At 63.7% G+C, this 18990-nt stretch carries 16 protein-coding genes; 7 read left to right on the top strand and 9 right to left on the bottom strand.

Translation table 11 applies throughout. The features are described from left to right. Positions 1–35: 35 nt before the first annotated feature. The gene (locus tag CK222_RS15235; RefSeq protein WP_067327823.1) at positions 36–254 is read right to left on the bottom strand and encodes a hypothetical protein; all 219 of its coding nucleotides are present in this window, start codon (positions 252–254) and stop codon (positions 36–38) included. Positions 255–388: 134 nt separating this feature from the next. Here CK222_RS15235 and purD point away from each other — a divergent pair, with 134 nt between their 5' ends. Further along, positions 389–1669 (top strand): phosphoribosylamine--glycine ligase, encoded by a 1281-nt coding sequence (gene purD, locus CK222_RS15230; RefSeq protein WP_095800906.1) that lies wholly within the window; start codon positions 389–391, stop codon positions 1667–1669. 102 nt (positions 1670–1771) lie between these two features. Here purD and CK222_RS15225 read toward each other — a convergent pair whose 3' ends face one another. The 6 genes from CK222_RS15225 to CK222_RS15200 all read right to left on the bottom strand — a co-directional run bounded on the left by CK222_RS15225 (position 1772) and on the right by CK222_RS15200 (position 10754). Further along, complete coding sequence (locus tag CK222_RS15225) at positions 1772–3139, bottom strand: alpha-glucosidase/alpha-galactosidase (protein WP_095800905.1); 1368 nt, start codon at positions 3137–3139, stop codon at positions 1772–1774. Positions 3140–3159: 20 nt separating this feature from the next. Continuing rightward, a complete protein-coding gene (locus tag CK222_RS15220; RefSeq protein ID WP_095800904.1) occupies positions 3160–4830 on the bottom strand; it encodes an ABC transporter ATP-binding protein in 1671 nt (556 codons plus the stop codon). A 10-nt stretch (positions 4831–4840) separates the two neighbouring features. Continuing rightward, the gene (locus CK222_RS15215) at positions 4841–5974 is read right to left on the bottom strand and encodes an ABC transporter permease (protein ID WP_095800903.1); all 1134 of its coding nucleotides are present in this window, start codon (positions 5972–5974) and stop codon (positions 4841–4843) included. After that, positions 5975–6982 (bottom strand): ABC transporter permease, encoded by a 1008-nt coding sequence (locus CK222_RS15210; protein WP_095800902.1) that lies wholly within the window; start codon positions 6980–6982, stop codon positions 5975–5977. 112 nt (positions 6983–7094) lie between these two features. Then, positions 7095–9179, bottom strand: a complete 2085-nt coding sequence (locus CK222_RS15205; RefSeq protein ID WP_095800901.1) for an ABC transporter substrate-binding protein — start codon at positions 9177–9179, stop codon at positions 7095–7097. Positions 9180–9287: 108 nt separating this feature from the next. After that, on the bottom strand, positions 9288–10754 hold the full coding sequence (locus CK222_RS15200; protein ID WP_095800900.1) for an alpha-glucosidase/alpha-galactosidase: 1467 nt from the start codon (positions 10752–10754) through the stop codon (positions 9288–9290). Between the two features lie 251 nt (positions 10755–11005). Between CK222_RS15200 and CK222_RS15195 the strand changes: the two genes are divergently transcribed. Next, complete coding sequence (locus tag CK222_RS15195) at positions 11006–11848, top strand: AraC family transcriptional regulator (RefSeq protein ID WP_095801111.1); 843 nt, start codon at positions 11006–11008, stop codon at positions 11846–11848. Between the two features lie 12 nt (positions 11849–11860). Here CK222_RS15195 and CK222_RS15190 read toward each other — a convergent pair whose 3' ends face one another. Then, complete coding sequence (locus tag CK222_RS15190) at positions 11861–13021, bottom strand: glycoside hydrolase family 25 protein (protein WP_067327832.1); 1161 nt, start codon at positions 13019–13021, stop codon at positions 11861–11863. A 251-nt stretch (positions 13022–13272) separates the two neighbouring features. On the opposite strand from CK222_RS15190, the gene CK222_RS15185 reads away from it, so the two are divergent. Together CK222_RS15185 and CK222_RS15180 are read left to right on the top strand one after the other, a co-directional pair. Continuing rightward, entirely contained in the window at positions 13273–15039 is a 1767-nt protein-coding gene (locus tag CK222_RS15185) for an acyl-CoA dehydrogenase (protein WP_095800899.1), read from the top strand. A 27-nt stretch (positions 15040–15066) separates the two neighbouring features. After that, the gene (locus tag CK222_RS15180; protein WP_095800898.1) at positions 15067–15819 is read left to right on the top strand and encodes a crotonase/enoyl-CoA hydratase family protein; all 753 of its coding nucleotides are present in this window, start codon (positions 15067–15069) and stop codon (positions 15817–15819) included. A 22-nt stretch (positions 15820–15841) separates the two neighbouring features. Here CK222_RS15180 and pdxH read toward each other — a convergent pair whose 3' ends face one another. Further along, complete coding sequence (gene pdxH, locus CK222_RS15175; RefSeq protein WP_095800897.1) at positions 15842–16459, bottom strand: pyridoxamine 5'-phosphate oxidase; 618 nt, start codon at positions 16457–16459, stop codon at positions 15842–15844. 40 nt (positions 16460–16499) lie between these two features. Between pdxH and CK222_RS15170 the strand changes: the two genes are divergently transcribed. From CK222_RS15170 to fabI, 3 genes are all read left to right on the top strand, one after another. After that, on the top strand, positions 16500–16964 hold the full coding sequence (locus tag CK222_RS15170; protein ID WP_067327836.1) for an RT0821/Lpp0805 family surface protein: 465 nt from the start codon (positions 16500–16502) through the stop codon (positions 16962–16964). A gap of 99 nt (positions 16965–17063) precedes the next feature. Then, entirely contained in the window at positions 17064–17990 is a 927-nt protein-coding gene (locus CK222_RS15165) for a DnaJ C-terminal domain-containing protein (protein ID WP_066998086.1), read from the top strand. Between the two features lie 107 nt (positions 17991–18097). Beyond that, positions 18098–18916 carry an enoyl-ACP reductase FabI gene (fabI, locus tag CK222_RS15160; RefSeq protein WP_059186698.1) on the top strand — a complete coding sequence of 273 codons (819 nt, stop codon included), beginning with the start codon at positions 18098–18100 and terminating at the stop codon, positions 18914–18916. The last annotated feature ends 74 nt before the right edge of the window (positions 18917–18990 follow it).

Genomic DNA, 18990 nt, shown 5'->3' with positions numbered 1-18990 from the left:
CAGCGATGGGCGCCGTCAAGCAGCCGCGTTGTCGCTCAGGCAGTGAAAACATCGTGACTGGCGAACCATGCTTTCGCTGTCTCGATGAAGGCGAGTGCCGCCTTCGATAGGCGCAGGCGCGCGTCGCGGGCGAGAACAATGCGCTGCATGGGAAGCACATCAAGCCCGGCCAGAAGTTGCGCGAGGACTGGTTCCCTGTCGTTTTCCGGAGCTGAGTCGACTTTGGATTGGGCCGGGCGGGATCGGTTTCCCATCGGCAAATTGCCTCATTGCGTCTTGATGTGGGCAATCTTCCCGTGTGCAATCGCCCCCCGAAACGCCAAGATGCCTTGACCCGTCGCCCTTGGACCAATAGCGGGTTCGGGGAGACGATCAGCAAGAGGTGGCCATGAACGTTCTTCTTCTCGGCTCCGGCGGCCGCGAACATGCGCTTGCCTGGAAGATCGCCGCGTCGCCGCTGCTGACGAAGCTCTATGCTTCGCCCGGCAATCCCGGCATCGGCCGTTTCGCCGAACTGGTCAAGCTGGACATCGCCGACCACTCCACTGTGGCCGCCTTCTGCAAGGAGAAGAAGATCGACCTCGTTGTGGTCGGTCCGGAAGGGCCGCTGGTGGCTGGCATTGCCGATGATTTGCGCGCCTGGGGCATCCGCGTCTTCGGCCCCTCCAAGGCGGCGGCGCGGCTCGAAGGCTCGAAGGGCTTCACCAAGGATCTTTGCGCCAAGTTCAACATCCCGACCGCAGCCTATGGCCGCTTCGCCGATCTCGCCGCGGCCAAAGCCTATGTCGAAAAGATGGGCGCGCCGATCGTCATCAAGGCTGACGGGCTTGCCGCCGGCAAGGGCGTCACCATCGCCATGACGCTGGAGGAGGCGCTTGCCGCGCTCGAGGCCTGTTTCGACGGCGCTTTTGGCTCCGCCGGCGCCGAGGTCGTCGTCGAGGAATATCTGACCGGCGAGGAAGCGAGCTTCTTCTGCCTATGCGACGGCGCCACCGCGCTGCCCTTCGGCACCGCGCAGGACCATAAGCGCGTCGGCGACGGCGATACCGGTCCGAACACCGGCGGCATGGGCGCCTATTCGCCGGCGCCGGTGATGACGCCCGAGATGACCGAGCGCACCATGCGCGAGATCATCGAGCCGACGATGCGCGGCATGGCCAATCTCGGCGCGCCTTTCGCCGGCATCCTCTTCGCCGGTTTGATGATCACCGACCAAGGCCCCAAGCTGATCGAGTACAACACCCGCTTCGGCGATCCCGAATGCCAGGTGCTGATGATGCGGCTGAAGGACGACCTGCTCGTCCTGCTCAACGCTGCCGTCGACGGCCAGCTCGCGCATATGTCGGCGCGCTGGAGCGACGAGGCGGCACTGACCGTGGTGATGGCGGCGAGGGGCTATCCCGGCACGCCGGAAAAGGGCTCGGTGATCCGTGGTCTCGACGAGGCCGCCAGCGACGGCGCCGAAATCTTCCACGCGGGCACCGCCATCAACGGCGGCGCGCTCGTCGCCAATGGCGGCCGCGTGCTCAACGTCACGGCAACCGGCACCACCGTCGGGGAGGCACAGAAAAAGGCCTACGTGGCGATCGATCGTATCGACTGGCCGCAGGGTTTCTTCCGCCACGACATCGGCTGGCGCGCGGTCGAGCGCGAGCAGACCGGCAAATAGGACATTTCACCGTTTCACGGAAACGGCGAAATGTCGTATCTCTTTGTTTTGACGCAATTTCGGACGGAAAACCGCTTCACACTTTTTCTGAAATTGCTCTAATCAGGCAGCCTTGCTTTTGCCCGGTCGCGCCCAGGCCGGCAACCAGTCGCCATGCGCTGCAAGCAGGTCGTCGACTAGCGCCCAGATCTGATCGAGATCGAGCTCGGCCGCCGTGTGCGGGTCCATCATCGCCGCGTGGTAGATGTGCTCGCGGCTCTCGCTCATCAGCGCCCGCACCGTCAGTTCCTGAACGTTGATGTTGGTGCGGATCAGCGCCGTTAGCTGCGGCGGCAGCTCGCCGATATAGGTCGGCTGGATGCCGGAAGCATCGACCAGGCACGGCATTTCCGCCGCGCAGTCTAAAGGCAGCGAGGTGATGCAGCCATTGTTGCGGATATTGCCGTAGATGACCGACGGCTCGCCGGTCCACACCGAGTTCATGATCGAGGAGGCATATTCCTTTGACTGCTCGACCTCGATCCGGTCGGCCGAGCGGTAGGCCTCCGCCTGACCCTTCCAGCGTTCGATCTGCTCGATGCACCGCTTCGGATATTCGTCAAGCGGGATGCCGTATTTCTCGATCAGGTCGGGGCGACCTTCCTTGATGAAATAGGGCGTGTATTCGGCGAAATGCTCCGAGCTTTCGGTGACGAAATAGCCGAGCCGGGTCAGCATCTCGTAGCGCACCTTGTTGGGGCAGCGCGGGTTCCAGCCGGGCTTCGGCGCGCGGCCTTCGCGATAGGCGCGGACAAGGTCGGGATAGAGGTCGCGGTAGGAGCCGTCCGGCTGGCGATGCTCGAACTTGAGGTAAAACGCCATGTGGTTGATGCCAGCTGCGCGGTAGCGGATCTCCTCATAGGGAAGGTCGAGGTCGTGCGCCAGCTCCATCGCCGTGCCCTGCACCGAATGGCAGAGCCCAACCTGTTTGATGTGGGGGAATTTCGCGGCGATCGCCCAGGTGTTGATCGCCATTGGGTTGACGTATTGCAGCATGATCGCGTCGGGGCAGACGGCGAGCATGTCCTCGCAGATCCTCCACAGATGCGGCACCGTCCTCAGGCCCCGCATGATGCCGCCGACGCCTAGCGTGTCGGCGATCGTCTGGCGCAGGCCATATCTCTTGGGCACCTCGAAGTCGGTGACGGTGCAGGGCTCGTAACCGCCGATCTGGAAGGCGACGACGACGAAATCGGCACCGGACAGCGCCTTGCGTTGGTCGGAATAGGTCTCGGCCTTCGCCTTCACGCCGAGGGTCGCGATCAGCTTGTTGACGACGATGGCGCTCTCTTCCAGCCGCTGCGGGTTGATGTCCATCAAAGCGATCGTCGCGCCCGACAGCGCCGGGCGCTGCAGCACGTCGCCGACAATGTTCTTCATGAACACCGTCGAGCCGGCGCCGATGAAGGTGATCCTGGGATTTCTTGCCACTGTGAGCCTCCGGAATATGGTCACGCCACGTCGAAAGCGGCCCGGACGAGCCGTTCGGTGTAGGCGGTCTTGGGACTGGTGAGGACCTCGTCTACGGGCCCCTGTTCGACGATCTTGCCGTGCTGCATGACGATCACGCGGTGGCAGAGCGCCCGCACCACCTTGAGGTCGTGCGAGATGAAGAGATAGCTCAAGCCGCGCTCGTCCTGCAGCTTGCGCAGCAGGTCGATGATCTGCGCCTGGACGGAAAGATCGAGCGCCGATGTCGGCTCGTCGAGCAGGATGAATTCCGGCTCCAGTGCGATGGCCCGCGCGATCGCGATGCGCTGCCGCTGGCCGCCCGAAAATTCGTGCGGAAACCGCGACAGGATATCGCCGGGCATGCCGGCGCTGACCAGCGCCTCACGCACCCGCTCGATCCGCTCGCGCCGTGTGGCCCCGATCCTGTTCACGACCAGGCCTTCCTCGATGATCTGGCCGATCGTCATGCGCGGGTTGAGCGAGGAGAACGGATCCTGGAAGACGATCTGCATGCGCGAGCGCAGCGGCCGCATCTCGGCGCGCGTGAGATCCTGGATCGGCTGGCCATCGAAGCGGATCTCGCCGCGCCTCGCGTCGAGCAGCCGAAGCAGCGCCTGACCGAAAGTGGTCTTGCCGGAACCGGATTCGCCGACCAGGCCCAGCGTCTCGTGACGGCAAAGTTTGAGGTCGAGATCGTCGACCGCAACCAGCTCGCGCCAGTCCGGCTTAAGGAACGTGCCGTGCCGCAGCGTGAAGCAGACGCGCACGCCGTTCGCCTCGAGGATCGTGCTGGACTTATCGGGCAGCGGCTTCGGCCGGCCGTGTGGTTCGGATGCGAGCAGCCGCTTTGTGTAGGGATGCTGCGGATCGGCGAAGAGCCGCTCGGTGACGTTATGCTCGCGCATCTCGCCATGCTGCATGACATAGACATAGTCGGAGAACTTGCGCACGACGGTGAGATCGTGCGTGATCAGAACCACCGCCATCCGCATTTCTTTCTGCAGATTGCGGATCAGGTTGAGGATCTGCGCCTGGACGGTGACGTCGAGCGCGGTGGTTGGCTCGTCGGCGATCAGTACATCGGGCTCGTTGGCCAAAGCCATGGCGATCATGACGCGCTGCCGCTGGCCGCCGGAGAGCTGGTGCGGATACTGCTTGAGGCGTGCTTCGGGTTCGGGAATCTGGACATGCCGCAAAAGCTCGAGTGCTCGCGCCCAGGCCTCTTTGCGGCTCACCTTGCGGTGCACCCTGATCGCTTCGACGATCTGGCTGCCGACCGAATAGATCGGGTTGAGCGAGCTCATCGGCTCCTGGAAGATCATCGAGATGCGGTTGCCGCGCAGCTTGCGCCGGGCGCTCTCGGCGAATTTCAGGATGTTTTGCCCGAGATAGTCGACGCTTGACCTCGGCGATACCGTCGCCCGCCGCGACAAGAGCCCCATGACGGTGCGCGCCGTCACCGATTTGCCGGAGCCGGATTCGCCGACGATCGCGATCGTCTCGCCGCGATAGAGCTGGAACGATACGTCCTTAACCGCCTCGACGATGCCGTGCTCGACCTTGAACGCGACTTCGATGTTGCGGGCGTCGATGACCGGCTGGTCGTGGCGTCCGTCATGGTCGAGTCGGACGGCGGGTGCGAAGGATTGGGCAAGCGCGATCGTCGTCATTCCTGCCACCTCAATAGGGATCGACGGCATCGCGCAGGCCGTCGCCCAGCGCGTTGAAGGCAAAGACGGTGACCAGCACGAAGCCGACCGGCGACAGGATCCAGGGATAGGTGCCGATGACCGAATAGGTCGCGGTGTCCTGCAGCATCAGTCCCCAGGAGATCAGCGGTGGCTTCACCGCGAAGCCGAGGAAGCCGAGGAAGGATTCCAGAAGCACCACCGTTGGGATCGCCAGCGTCACGGCGACGATCACATGGCTCATCACATTGGGAAAGATGTGCTGGATGATGATGCGCCGATCGGTGGCGCCCACCGCCATGGCCGCGCGCACATAGTCGATGCGCGCCAGCGCCAGCGTCTTGCCGCGTACCTCGCGCGACATCTGCGCCCAGCCAAGCGCCGACATGACGATGATAACGAAGGCGAGAAAGACATTGGTCGGCGCGGTGACCGGGATCAGCGTCGTCAGCGCCAGGTAAAGCGGCAGTTGCGGGAAGGCGAGCACCAGTTCGACGAAGCGCTGCATCCAGACATCGAACCGGCCGCCGAAATAGCCGGACACCATGCCGACACTGGTTCCGATCAGGGTGATGATGAAGACCACCGTCAGCGCGATCATCAGTGAGACGCGCGAACCATGGATGGCGCGCGACAGCACATCGCGGCCGAACTTGTCGGTGCCGAGAAAATGCACTGGCTGGCCGTCCATCGAGCCGAAGAAATGCCGGTTCGCCGGGATGAGGCCGAAGAGTTTGTAGGGAGCGCCCTCGACGAAGAAGCCGAGCAGTCGTGGATGATCGTAATCGGGGCCGACGATCGGCTGGAAGGTCACCGGGTCGAGGTCGGTCGATTCGGCCAGCGCGTAGATCCTTGGCCGCGCGACGAAGTGGCCGTCCTTGTCGTGAAAGCTAGCCATCTGCGGCGGCGCGAAGGCGATATCGGTCGCTTTCGGGTCGAGAGGCGCGAGGAATTCCGCGAACAGGGTCATGAGAAGCAGCAGCACGACCAGGCATAGCCCGGCCATGCCGGTCCAGGAGCGCTTCAGCCGGCGCCAGACAAGCGCGATGTAGCTCTCGTTGCCACGCTCGGCCGAAATCGCGGCTCCTTCGGCGGGTGGCGGGGGTGAGGGATCGCGGGCCAGCATCTAGTGCTCCCCGAACTGGCGCACGCGGGGGTCGAGCAGGACCAGCAGCATGTCGGCGATGATGTTGCCGACGATCAGCGTCGCCGACAGAACCATCATGAAGGTTGCGGTCACATAGACATCGCCCACCGCCATCGAGCCCACGATCGCCGGCCCGACGGTCGGCAGCGCGAAGATGATCGCCGTCTCGATCTCGCCGGTCAGCATGTAGGGCAGCACCACGCCTTGATACATGACCAATGGATGCAGCGCATTGGGCACGGCATGGCGCATCACCACGGCGCCGCCAGTCAGGCCCTTGGCTTTGGCCGTCTCGACATATTGCGCGTTGAGCGTGTCGAGCAGGTTGCCGCGCATGACGCGCATATTGTAGGCGAGCCCGCCGAAGGTCGCGATCGCCACCACCGGCCAGACATGCTTGACCAGGTCGAGGAATTTCGCCCACGACCATGGCGCGCCGCCATATTGCGGCGAGAAGAAGCTGCCGATCTCCGACACGTTGAATTGGAAGACCAGCAGATAAACGATGATCAGCGCCATCAGGAAGCGCGGCACCGTCATGCCGAGGAAGGAGATGGCCGAGAGCGTCGAGTCGATCCAGGAATACTGGCGGGTCGCCGCCCAAATGCCGAAGCTTATGCCCAGCACCGAGGCGAGCAGGTGGCAGACCAGCGCCAGGAGCAGCGTGCGCGGCAGGCGCTCGCCGACCACGTCCGCCACCGGCCTGTTGTAATACAGGCTGTAGCCGAAATCGCCGCGGGTGACGATGCCGGCGATCCAGTTGAGATACTGAACAGGCAGCGGCTTATCGAGGCCGTGTTCTTTCCGGTAGGCCTGGGCCTGTGCGTCCGCCTCGGCATAGGAGGCGCCGCCCTGGTTGATGAGCTGCGATTTGATGTAGTCGGCATAGTCGCCCGGCGGCGCCTGGATGATGGCGAAGGTGACGAGGCTCAAGATGGCGAGCACGGGAAGCGCCGACGCTATGCGCATGAGCAGGAATCGCAACATGGATGGTCGGCTTCCTTTGCTGGCCGGTCGCTCCTTGGGCGCTACCGGAGATTTGGCTTTGTCCGGCCGCGCCAGCTGGCGCGACCGGAGTTCTCTTCGTCAGGGAGGTTAACTAGTTCATCGGCCCCTTGTCTCCGGGCTTGCCGGGAAGCTCGTCGGGGAAGAGCTCATATTTCGCCTGTTTGTCAGCTGCGACGAAGACGCGTTCGCGGATGATCGAATCCTCGGCCCAGTTGAACATGAAGATCGGCGTTCCCTGCGGGATGTTGGAGAAGCGCTTGTTGACGATCAGCGCGCCGGGATATTCCGTCAGCCCGACATTGTAGACGTGCTCGGTCGAGATCTTCTGGAACTTCTTCATCAGGTCGGCGCGCCGGTCGTTGTCCTGCGTCGTGACGAACTTGTTCACGATGTCGACGAGGTCCTTCTCGAACGGCATCAGATCGACTTCGCCGCTTTCAGGCGCGCGATGGTTCCAGCTGGTCTTCGGACCGACCGGAGCGAGTTGCTCCGTGTTCTGCACAACGGAGGTGAGCTCCTGGTCATTGCGCCGGATCAGCCAGTCGAAGCGACCGGAATACTGGATCGCGTCGCGCTGCGTGCCGTTGACCCCGTTGAGCACGACCCTCAGCCCAAGCTTCTCCATCTGCGCCACGACGCCTTCGGCAAGGCTCTTGTCGGTGGTGTAGTCATTGTTGACCAGCATTACGATCTCGACATTCTTGCCGCCGGCGGTGCCGGCTGGGAAGTTCACGAAGCCATCGCCGTCAGTATCCTTGAGACCGGCCTTGGCAAGCTCGGCCTTGGCGCCTTCAAGATCGAACGGGTAATAAACCGTCGACTTGCGGTCATAGAAACTGGTGCCGGAGGAGAAGCCGCCGGGATAGATGGCGGTGAACGGTCCCTTGACCAGCGAGTCGCCGAGCGCCTTGCGGTCGATCGCCATGGTCACGGCCTTGCGGAAATCCTCGTTGCGGTTCAATTCGCGGATCGCTTGGCCGCGCTCGTCCGGGTTGCCCCAGCCATTGGCGGAAAAATTCATACGCAGATTGTAGCCGATGAGCCGCGGACCGAAGGCAAGCCGTGCCGGCGCGTTCTTGTCAGCCGCGCGCTTCAGCGAAGCGACGAAGTTCTCGGGCTGCTCGAGATTGGAGAAGTCGCCCGAGCCTGCGACGGCCTGGACGTCGCGATCTGCCCAGGTCGAGAGCTTGTATTGCAGCTCGTTGAGATATGGCAGTTGGTTGCCCTTCTCGTCGACCTTCCAGTAGTAAGGATTGCGCCGCATGACGATGATGTCGTCCGGGCGGTATTCGACCGGCACCCAGGCGCCCATCACCGGCATGTTCATGTATTCCGGCGGGAAGGCGTTCTTGAACTGGTCGTAGGTGTTCTTCGAATATTTCGGATGCTGCGGCTTCAAAATGTGCGCCGGGCCGGGGCAGAAGGTGCCATAGGCCATCGCATAGAGATATTGCCTCGGAAACGCTTCCTTGAACGTCCATTCGACGGTGTAGTCGTCGATCTTCTTGAGCATCGTGCCGACGCCGAAGGTTTCGGGCGTCGCCCCGTTGAGCGGCGACACGTTGGGGTCGACGACCTCGTCGTCCCAGTAGAACATGACGTCGTCGGCGTTGAAGGGCACGCCGTCCGACCATTTGGCGCCTTCGACGAGATGCATGGTGAGCTTGTGGCCGTCTTTCGACCATTCCCAGCTCTTGGCGAGGTTCGGCAGCGGCTCGGTGTCCTCGGCGTCGACCTGGAACAGCGGCGCGGTGCGTGTCAGGCATTCGGAAAGCGCGATGTCGATGCCGCCCCAGCCTTGCGTCTGGCCGGCACCGTAGTTCCAGCCTTCCGGCCTGCCGCCGATGACATGGCGCATCGTGTCACCATAGACGCCGATGCCGTCCGGCATGTTGGCGGTCTTGAAGACCAGCGGTTCCTTGGGCAGCCTGTCGTTGAGCGGCGGCAGCTTGCCGGTCTTGACGTATTTCTGCGTCACCCAGTCCGGCTCGTGGTAATCGGGCAGCGCCTTGAACTCCAGGATGGAGTCGCGCGCCACATAATGGATCTTGCCCTCGGCCGGGAATGTCGCCGGCTCTGGCGGGATCGTCGGTTCGGAAGCGAAAGCGGTGAGCGCCGGAATAGAAACGCCGAGCGCCAGTCCGGCGGCAATGCCAATTCTGTGTAAGTTCCTCATTGTCTCCTCCCAGATGTTTTGAACGTCTGCTGCTTGCCCGCCGCTTGATCTTTATTTTGGGGACCGTTTCGGCTGACCTGCCTCCTGCAGGTCCGCCTGCCCGAAATCTCAGCCGGCCTGTTTCAGTGCCGCCTTTTCGGCGCGCAGTTCATCGATCGAGCGGACGTTGCGCCGCGCCGCGCCCGCCCATTCGCGGGTCTTGACCTTCGACTTCGCAAGCCGCTCCTTTGCCGCCGGCACGGCGTCGGCATATTGCGGCAGCCAGGCGGCCTGGGCGACGACCATCTCGTCCACCATCTGCCAGACCTCCTCCGGCGTCGACACCGCGCCGACCAGCGGATCGTGCAGCATGGCGAGCTTCAAGAGATCGATGTCGCCGGCGATCGCGGCATGCACCGACATGCGCTGGACGTTGATCGAGGACATGCAGGTGGCGGCGCATGCCTCGGGCAGTGTGATGCCGGCGGCCATGTTGATGCCGAAGCGATCGACGAAGCCGGGCGACTCGATGATGGCGTCCTGCGGCAGGTTGGTGATCACTCCGTTGTTCTTGACGTTGAAATGGCCACGGTAGACGCGGTTTGTTTCCAGCGCCTCGAGAATGTGGCTGGCATGCTCGTTGGAGCGCCTCGCCGGGTCGATCGGCTTCGACGCCGCTTCGAGGAACTGCGGATACTCGGTTTCGAACCATTTGCGGGTCTCGGTCGAGTAGCGCAGATAGCCGCCGGTCTCGCCATGGATCCAGTCCGACATGTCGATCCAGCGTGTGATCTCGTCGGGGCGCTTGCGGTACCAGGGCAGGTATTCGGACAGATGCCCGTTGCTTTCGGTCGAATACACGCCGAAGCGCTTCAGCACGTCGATGCGCAGCTTCTCCTGCTTCGAATAGACCGGATGCGCTTCGAAGGCGGCGACCAGCTCGTCCTTGCCGATCGCGCGGCCGTTCAGCCTGAGCTCGATGAACCAGGTCTGGTGGTTGATGCCGGAGCAGACATAGTCGAGCTCCCTGGGCGACTTCGCGCCGAGCACCTCGGCGATCTGTTCGGCGCCGTGCTGCACGCCGTGGCAGAGCCCGACCGTGTCGATCTTGCCGTATTCGATCGCGGCCCAGGTGTTCATCGCCATCGGGTTGGCGTAGTTCAGGAACTTGGCGTCGGTCTCGGCGACCTCGCGGATGTCCTTGCAGAAGTCGAGGATCACCGGGATGTTGCGCTGGCCGTAGAGGATGCCGCCGGCGCAGATCGTGTCGCCGACGCATTGGTCGATGCCGTATTTCAGCGGGATGCGGATGTCGTCGGCATAGGCTTCGAGACCGCCGACGCGCACGCAGCTGATGATGTAGCGCGCGCCTTCCAGCGCCTTGCGGCGGTCGGTCGTCGCCGTCACTTTGGTCGGCAGCCCGTTTGCTTCCACGATCCGATCGAGGATCGCCTGGATCATCCCGAGATTGTGCTCGCTGATGTCGGTCAGCGCGAATTCGATGTCCTTGAATTCGGGCACGCAGAGAATGTCGGTGAACAGCTTCTTGGTGAAGCCGACGCTGCCGGCGCCAATAATAGCGATTTTGAAGCTCATCACCTTCACCTCGATCCAATCGAATGTTAGGCAAGGAGCAGCAAGGGAGGATATGGCCGCGCGCCGGCAGGCGCGCTCGCCATGTGGAGCCGGAAATCCAGCTCTTTCTCCTCCCGCCCGCTCCTCGACCGCGGGTCTTTCCCGTTCTTGAGTGAGCCGGATTATGCGCTTATTCGCCGGCGCGGCCAGAGAAGGATTATGCTTTCGAGGGTAATTTTGTGCTGCAGGATCTGATCGCCAATGGAAAGCTAATGCGCACGATCTCGCTGCCGCGCGGGCGCCAGCGCCTGCACGCCATGCCGACCAGCACCGGCTACGAGGTGCGCGAGGACGAGACTTACGACTGGGACGGGCGAAAGCGCGGCCAGATCCCGTTTACCGTGCTCCAGCATACGATCAGCGGCACCGGACAATTGCGCTATGAAAGCCGCAATTACCGCCTGCAGGCGAACGATACGCTGTTGGTGCTGGTGCCGCACAACCATCGCTACTGGCTGGCCAAGGGCGACCGCTGGGAATATTTCTGGATATCGATGAACGGCGAGGAGGCGCTCCGCGTCCACAAGTCGATCCTCAGCGTCTCAGGTCCCGTGTTCCGGCTGCAGCCGGCGACCATCGATCACCTTGCCGATTGCAGCCTGCGCCTGATCAAGGGCGCCGCCTCGCCGGGCGCGGCCTCGGCGATCGCCTATGAGGCGGCGATGGCGCTTTACGACGATGTCTTCGGCTCGCACGCCTTCGCCGAGAAGCAGAGCGCCATGCAGCCGGTCATCGATCACATCAACGCCAATCTCGACAAGCCGCTGCCGGTGGCGGAGCTGGTCGAAATCAGCGGCCTCAGCCGCGCCCATTTCTCGCGCTGCTTCGCCGAGAGCGAAGGATTGCCGCCGGCCGAATTCGTCCTGCAGCAGCGGCTGCAGCGCGCCGCCAAGTTGCTGACCAAGGCCGATTTCCTGCCGGTAAAGGAAGTCGCTGTTCTGTGCGGTTTCGACGACCCGAACTACTTTTCCAAGGTGTTTCGCCGCTGCTACGGCATCACGCCCACACAGTTCCGCACCACCGGCATGTATGCCAGCCTGGGCAATCATCGTTGACGCTGCCGTTGACTACTGCCTGCGGTGGTCGAGCGTCGTCGATGCAGTGCTGACCGGATCGGCGGCCGCGAAGGCGGCGTCGAGCTGTTCGGGCGTGCGCTGTCCGGCCCGTTTCCAGGCGACATATTGCACGATGCCGAAGCTCGGGCGCTGCGGCACGGTCTTGACCACCGGCATGCGGAATCCGTCGCGGAATTTCTCCCAGCGCGCGCCGAGCACCGCGACCATTTCCTCGATGGTCGGCGGCGTCGCCACATCGGCATAGGTGATGGTGACCTTGCCGGCGAGGCCCGCTTCGCGCGGGATCGGCACCGGGATCGAGGCGAGGTAATCCGCCGGCACGTCGATCAGGCCGCCAAAGGCCCATTGCTGGCGCAACGCATCGGCTTTCATCGGCGCGACGCTGACGTCGATGTCGTTGGGCGTGCCCGGCACGCGATAGGGGCAGCTGAAGCGGCCGCAATTCGCCTTTGCCGCGAACTGCCAGAGCGCGTAACCCTGCCAGTTGCCCATCGGGAAATGCACGTCGATGTCCGGCTTGTAGCGCGCATACCAGAGCGGCAACCGCGACAACAGCCGGTAGGTGTAACGGTTGTCGGCGATGTACTGGGCGGTCTTGCCGTTCGAGTAGAGCACCGGGAAGCGGCCGAGGCGGCGATGCACCTGGCGCACGAATTCTTCCGCATCCTCGAGCGACATCCATTGCGTGGGGTCGATGCCCTCGATGTCGAGGGCAATGAGATCGTCCGGCGCCGGCTCGGCGAAATCGATGAAATTGTTGGCTTGCTCGACCGGATTGCCGGGGCGGGCGAGGTGATAGGCGCCCCACTTCAGGCCGAGCGCCTTCGCCACCACCTTGCGTGTCTGGAAAAGCTCGCGCGTCACCGCATGGCGCTTCCACAGCGCCTTGCAGAGCTTCACCTCTGTCTCGTCGCCGAAGCAGAAATAGGGCGGCGGCAGCCCGTCGGACGCCTTGTTGATGAAGCCGACAATGCGCTTGTCGGTGGCAAGCTCAGCCCAATCGATGGAGTTATATTCGTAGGCGTCGATCACCAGCGCGCGGTCGGCATTCTTCCACGGCTCGGAGAAATCCGAGGCCTTTGCCGCCGTGCCCAGCGCAACCGCAGCCGCGAGAAGCGCCAAGCGGCGAAGAGGGCGCGCCGGCTTTTTCAAATCAGGGTGTCCCCACTGACCAGACGACGATCCTGAACCGCTATGGTTAAGGAAGTGCTGTCAAACCGCGAGGTGTTCAGCGCCGGAACAGCGACTGAACCTCTCCGGCCGTGGATGACGGAGTCAACGCTTGCAAAATCCGCGTGTTTGACGTTTACGTAAAAAGAAGGACGCAGGCCAACCCCAAGAATGAATGGCCTCGCTTCGGCTACGCGACTACGGTTGGCCGCACTGGAGGAGAAGCAGCAAACATGTATCGCGCACCGGTCGAGGACATCGCCTTCACGCTGAAGCAGGTAGCCGGCCTGAAGCCGGCGCTGGACGACGGCACCTTCGGCGACCTCGGCGAGGACCTGGTCGACGCGATCCTGGCCGAGGCCGGGCGCTTCGCCAGCGAGGAGGTTGCGCCGCTCTACAAGATCGGCGACGAGCATGGCGCGGTGTTGAAGGGCGCTTCTGTCACCACACCGCCCGGCTGGAAGGAGCTTTACCGGCGCTGGATCGAAGGCGGCTGGAACGCGCTGTCCGGGCCGGCCGAATATGGCGGCCAGGGCTTGCCGACCATGCTAGCCGTCGCCGCGCTCGAGATGTGGAACTCCGCCGCGATGGCCTTCGGCATCGGCCCGACGCTCACCATGGGCGCGGTCGAGGCGCTCGACAAGCACGCCTCCGAGGCGCTCAAGGCCAAATACCTGGCGAAGCTCGTCTCGGGCGAGTGGATGGGCACGATGAACCTGACCGAGTCGCAGGCGGGCTCGGACCTCGCCGCTTTGCGCACGCGTGCCGAGCCTGCCGCCGACGGAACCTACCGCATCTTCGGCCAGAAGATATTCATCACCTATGGCGAGCACGATTTCACCGACAACATCGTGCATCTGGTGCTGGCGAGGTTGCCCGACGCGCCCGCCGGCACGCGCGGCATCTCGCTGTTCCTGGTGCCGAAGTTCCTGGTCGATGACGACGGCTCGCTCGGCGCCCGCAACGACGTCTTCTGTTCCAGCCTCGAGCACAAGCTCGGCATCCACGCTTCGCCGACCTGCACCATGATCTATGGCGACGGTTTTGCGGGCATGACGCCCGGCGCCATCGGCTGGCTGGTCGGCGAGGAGAACAAGGGGTTGGCCTGCATGTTCACGATGATGAACAACGCTCGTCTCGCGGTGGGCATGCAGGGCGTTGCGGTGGCCGAAACTGCCACGCAGAAGGCGATCGCCTATGCCAATGAGCGCCGGCAGGGCAAGGCATCTGATTATTCAGGGTCCGGCATGGCGCCGATCGCCCATCACCCGGACGTGCAGCGCAATCTTCTCACAATGCAGGCGCTGACGCAGATCGCGCGTGCTATCGCCTATTCCTGCGCGCACGCCATCGACCGTGCCCGTGTCGCCGAGGGCGAGGCCGCCGCTAACTGGCGCGACCGCGCCAATCTCTTGACGCCGCTGGCAAAAGCTTTTTCGACCGATGTCGGCGTCGAGGTCGCTTCGCTGGGGATCCAGGTGCATGGCGGCATGGGCTTCATCGAGGAGACGGGCGCGGCGGCGCTCTATCGCGACGCCCGCATCGCGCCGATCTATGAAGGCACCAACGGCATCCAGGCGATCGACCTCGTCTCGCGAAAACTGCCGCTCGGCGGCGGCGCGCACGTGCATCGCTATATCGGCGAATTGAAAGCGATGGCCGATGCGGTGCGCACCTCCAACATCGAAGGTTTTGGCCGCACCGCCGACAATCTCGATCGCGCGCTTGCCGATCTCGACGAGGCAACGCGCTTCTTGCAAAGGCTGTTGGCCGACGGCAAGGCCGATGCCGCGATGGCCGGCGCCACGCCCTATCTGCGCCTAATCTCGCTCGCCGCCGGCGGCGCTTATTTGGCGCAAGGCGGCCTAGCCGACCGCGGCCGCGTCGCGCTTTGCCGCTTCTTTGCCGAGAACCTCCTAGGCGAGACGCGCGCGCTCAAGGAGCGCGTCATCGACGGCGCCGAAAGCCTCGCCGCCGCCGGCAAGGCGCTGATCGCCTGAACAGCCAGTCAGCCGAAGGAACCGACCGTGACCGACCATATCCTTATCGAGCGCTGGGGCGCCGTGCAGATCATCCGTATGAATCGGCCGGACAAGAAGAACGCGCTGACGCGTGCCATGTATGCGAAAATGTCGGCCGCCCTTTCTGAAGGGGATGCCGACCCGACCGTTCGCGTCCATGTCTTTCTCGGGGTGCCCGGTGCCTTTTCTTCCGGCAACGACCTTGCGGACTTCCTGGTGATCGCCACCGGCGGCGAGGGGGGGAATGAGGTGTGGGATTTCCTGATGGCGCTGGCCAAGGCGGAGAAGCCGATGGTCTCGGGTGTCGATGGCATAGCGGTGGGCATCGGCACCACGCTCAATCTGCATTGCGACCTGACCTTCGCCACGCCGCGAACGCTCTTCCGCACGCCCTTCGTCGACCTCGGCCTCGTGCCGGAGGCCGGCTCGAGCCTGCTCGCGCCGCAGGTCCTCGGCCGCCAGGGCGCCTTCGCGCTGCTCGGTCTCGGCGAAGGCTTTTCGGCTGAGCGCGCCAAGGCCGCCGGCCTGATCTACGACGTGGTCGCGGAAGACGCCCTGGAAGGCGCGGTGCTGGCAGCGGCGGCCGAGATCGCCGCCAAGCCGCCGCAGGCGCTTAAGATTGCCCGCGATCTGATGCGTGAGCCGCGCGAGGAACTCGTCGCCCGCATCAAGCTAGAGAGCGAGCATTTCCGCGAGCGGCTGAAGTCCGACGAGGCGCGCGCCGCGTTGACCGCCTTCATGACCCGCAAGAAAGGCTGAAAAATCTCCGCTCTCGGCGACATCAGGGGTAAAGCCGCGTCTTGTCCCAGCCGCCGCCGTCGTTTCTCGAGAACACGATGCGGTCATGCAGCCGGAACGGGCGGTCGTGCCAGAACTCGATCGTCTCCGGCAGGATGCGGAAGCCCGACCAGTGTTTCGGCCGCGGGATTTCGCCAATCGCATAGCGCGCCGTGTATTCGGCCACCGCCTTCTCCAGCGCGAAGCGGCTTTCCAGCGGCCGCGACTGTTTCGAGGCCCAGGCGCCGATGCGGCTGCCGCGCGGCCGCGTCGCATAATAGGCGTCGGCCTCGGCGTCGCTGACGATCTCCACCGGCCCGCGCACGCGCACCTGGCGGCGCAGCGATTTCCAGTGGAAGCACATCGCCGCCTTCATGCTGCCAAGAATCTCGCGGCCCTTGGCGCTCTCGAAATTCGTGTAGAAGACAAATCCCCTTTCGTCGAACCCCTTGAGCAGCACCATCCGCACATCCGGCATGCCGTCGGCGTCGACGGTTGCCAACGCAACGCCGTTGGGGTCGTTGATCTCGCTCTTGACGGCGTCGTCCAGCCACTCGGCAAACAGCCGGAACGGCTCCAAAGCCTCGGCGAAGTCACCGCTTGTTAACTCGCTTTCGTTCATAGTTTTCCAAATTTTTAACGTTGCGGGAGGAGTTCGCCGATTGTCGCGTATCGCGCAAGCTTTTGACAGCGGGCAATGGAGCGTTATTGCTTCGGCCAGCGCCAAGGCTGCGTTGCTGACATTGGCGCTTCCGCTCGCGGCCTGTGGCGCCGGCGGCTTCAGCCTCGAGAAGGCGGAGGTTGACCGCTCGATCATCACCTCCAGCGCGCCGTCCGCGCCCGCCGTGCCGGCAAGCAGCGACAACGACTCGGACCAGACCACGATCGGCAATGCGGTGTCTTCCGCCGACATCCAGGAGCTCGGCGGCCAGGCGGTGCCATGGGCCAATGCCGGCACCGGCTCCCGCGGCTCGATCACCGAGCTGGTGGAACTCAAGGATGGCGGCTTGACCTGCCGCCGCTTCAACGCGACGCGGGAAAGTTTCGACGGCGTCGCCATGTATCAGGGCGAGCTGTGCATTGCCGACGCCGGAGGCTGGCGCATGCAGGAGTTCAAGGCGCTCTAATTTCAGTCTCCATTGGCATCTTGCACCACTGGAATTTCTTCCTATGCGAGCGCATATAGAGGGCAACTGTGGACCCAATCTCTCTTTCAGGCAGGAAGCATGCGCGACCCCTATGAGGTGCTGGGCGTTGCCAAGAACGCCTCGGCCAAGGAAATAAAATCGGCGTACCGCAAGCTCGCCAAGCAGCATCATCCGGACCAGAATCCGAATGATCCGAAGGCGAAAGAGCGTTTTGCGGCCGCCAACCAGGCCTATGAGATCGTCGGCGACGAGAAGCGCCGCGCAGCTTACGATCGCGGCGAGATCGACGCCGACGGCAAGCCGAGATTCCAGGGCTTCGAGGGCGCGGCCGGTGGCGATCCGTTTGCCGGATTCCGCCGTCAGCAGGGCCCCGGCGGGGCGCATTTCGAATTCCGCACCGGTCGTCCGGGCGGCGATCCTTTCGACGGCAACAGCGACATCTTCAGCCAGATCTTCGGCGAGGCCTTTTCGGGTGGGCGCGGTCCAGGCCGTGGCGACCGTCGCCAGCCGGTCCAGGCGCCTGACCTCAATGTCACGCTGGACATCACCGTCGAAGAGGCCGCCACCGCGGAGAAGGTGACGGCGATGTTCCCTGACGGCCGCAAGATGGCGGTCAAGCTTCCCACCTATGTCGAGGAGGGCCAGACCATCCGCCTGAAGGGTCAGGGCGAGCAGGGGCCCGGCCAGCCGGGCGACGCGCTGGTCAAGATCCACATTCGCCGCCATCCGCGCTATCGCATCGAGGGCCGCGACCTGCATGTCGACCTGCCTATCGAACTCGCCGACGCGGTGCTCGGCGCCAAGGTGGCCGTCGAGACGCCGACCGGCAAGCTCGCGGTCAACGTTCCCGCATGGTCGAGCTCGGACAAGGTGTTGCGCCTGAAGGGCAGGGGCCTGCCGGAAAAAGTAGGTGGCCATGGCGATCTCTACGCCCATGTGCGGCTGATGCTGCCGGAGGGTGGAGACGCCGATCTCGAAGCCCTGATGCGCAAGCGGAAAGGCTGATCGAAGCGGTTTTCTCCTCAAGCCAGTCTGTTTTCGACGCTTGAAGGGGCCCTGTGCCTGTGCGATAGGGCTCCACAAAGCAGACATTCTTGCGGAGAATTGCGCACATGGCGGGTGGACAGGGCCTGATGGCCGGTAAGCGAGGCCTCATCCTTGGCGTCGCAAACAATCGGTCGATCGCTTTCGGCATCGCCAAGGCTTGCGTCGATCACGGCGCCGAAATCGCGCTGACCTATCAGGGCGAGGCGTTCAAGAAGCGCGTCGAGCCGCTGGCGGCGGAACTCAACGCGCATGTCGCCGGCCATTGCGACGTGACCGATCCGGAAAGCCTGGACGCAGTCTTTGCCGACATCGCCAAGCACTGGGGCAAGCTCGACTTCCTCGTCCATGCCATCGCCTTCTCGGACAAGGACGAGCTGACCGGCCGTTATGTCGAGACGACGCGCGATAATTTCCTGCGCACCATGGATATTTCGGTGTTTTCCTTCACCACCATCGCCAAGCGCGCCGAGCCGCTGATGAGCGAAGGCGGCTCGCTGCTGACGCTGACCTATTACGGCGCCGAGAAGGTTATGCCTCACTACAACGTCATGGGCGTCGCCAAGGCGGCGCTCGAGGCCAGCGTGCGCTATCTGGCCGTCGACCTCGGCGCCAAGAAGATCCGCGTCAACGCCATCTCGGCCGGCCCGATCAAGACCCTTGCCGCCTCCGGCATCGGCGACTTCCGCTACATCCTCAAATGGAACGAGTACAACGCGCCGCTCAAGCAGACGGTGACGCAGGAAGAGGTCGGCGATTCCGGCGTCTACTTCCTGTCGGACCTGTCGCGCGGCGTGACCGGCGAGGTCCATCACGTCGATTCCGGCTACCATGTCGTCGGCATGAAGGCGGTCGACGCGCCCGACATCTCGACCGTCAAGGACTAGGCTGAATCGACATTCAGCGCATCCATAACATAGCTGCGGCGAGATGGATGAAGGCGAGGAAGTGGCCGGCGCGA

This window comes from Mesorhizobium sp. WSM3866 (assembly GCF_002294795.1).
GTDB lineage: Bacteria > Pseudomonadota > Alphaproteobacteria > Rhizobiales > Rhizobiaceae > Mesorhizobium.
Note: the sequence above shows the minus strand (reverse complement) of the source record. Positions and strands in the feature narration are given on the sequence as shown.

What these genes read in the sequence shown, in the direction of transcription:
- purD (WP_095800906.1), top strand. Translation starts at nt 389, where the DNA reads ATGAACGTTCTTCTTCTCGGCTCCGGCGGCCGCGAACATGCGCTTGCC.
- CK222_RS15200 (WP_095800900.1), bottom strand. Translation starts at nt 10,754, where the DNA reads ATGAGCTTCAAAATCGCTATTATTGGCGCCGGCAGCGTCGGCTTCACC.
- fabI (WP_059186698.1), top strand. Translation starts at nt 18,098, where the DNA reads ATGGCGGGTGGACAGGGCCTGATGGCCGGTAAGCGAGGCCTCATCCTT.
- CK222_RS15215 (WP_095800903.1), bottom strand. Translation starts at nt 5,974, where the DNA reads ATGCTGGCCCGCGATCCCTCACCCCCGCCACCCGCCGAAGGAGCCGCG.
- CK222_RS15210 (WP_095800902.1), bottom strand. Translation starts at nt 6,982, where the DNA reads ATGTTGCGATTCCTGCTCATGCGCATAGCGTCGGCGCTTCCCGTGCTC.
- CK222_RS15185 (WP_095800899.1), top strand. Translation starts at nt 13,273, where the DNA reads ATGTATCGCGCACCGGTCGAGGACATCGCCTTCACGCTGAAGCAGGTA.
- CK222_RS15165 (WP_066998086.1), top strand. Translation starts at nt 17,064, where the DNA reads ATGCGCGACCCCTATGAGGTGCTGGGCGTTGCCAAGAACGCCTCGGCC.
- pdxH (WP_095800897.1), bottom strand. Translation starts at nt 16,459, where the DNA reads ATGAACGAAAGCGAGTTAACAAGCGGTGACTTCGCCGAGGCTTTGGAG.
- CK222_RS15220 (WP_095800904.1), bottom strand. Translation starts at nt 4,830, where the DNA reads ATGACGACGATCGCGCTTGCCCAATCCTTCGCACCCGCCGTCCGACTC.
- CK222_RS15205 (WP_095800901.1), bottom strand. Translation starts at nt 9,179, where the DNA reads ATGAGGAACTTACACAGAATTGGCATTGCCGCCGGACTGGCGCTCGGC.
- CK222_RS15235 (WP_067327823.1), bottom strand. Translation starts at nt 254, where the DNA reads ATGGGAAACCGATCCCGCCCGGCCCAATCCAAAGTCGACTCAGCTCCG.
- CK222_RS15195 (WP_095801111.1), top strand. Translation starts at nt 11,006, where the DNA reads ATGCGCACGATCTCGCTGCCGCGCGGGCGCCAGCGCCTGCACGCCATG.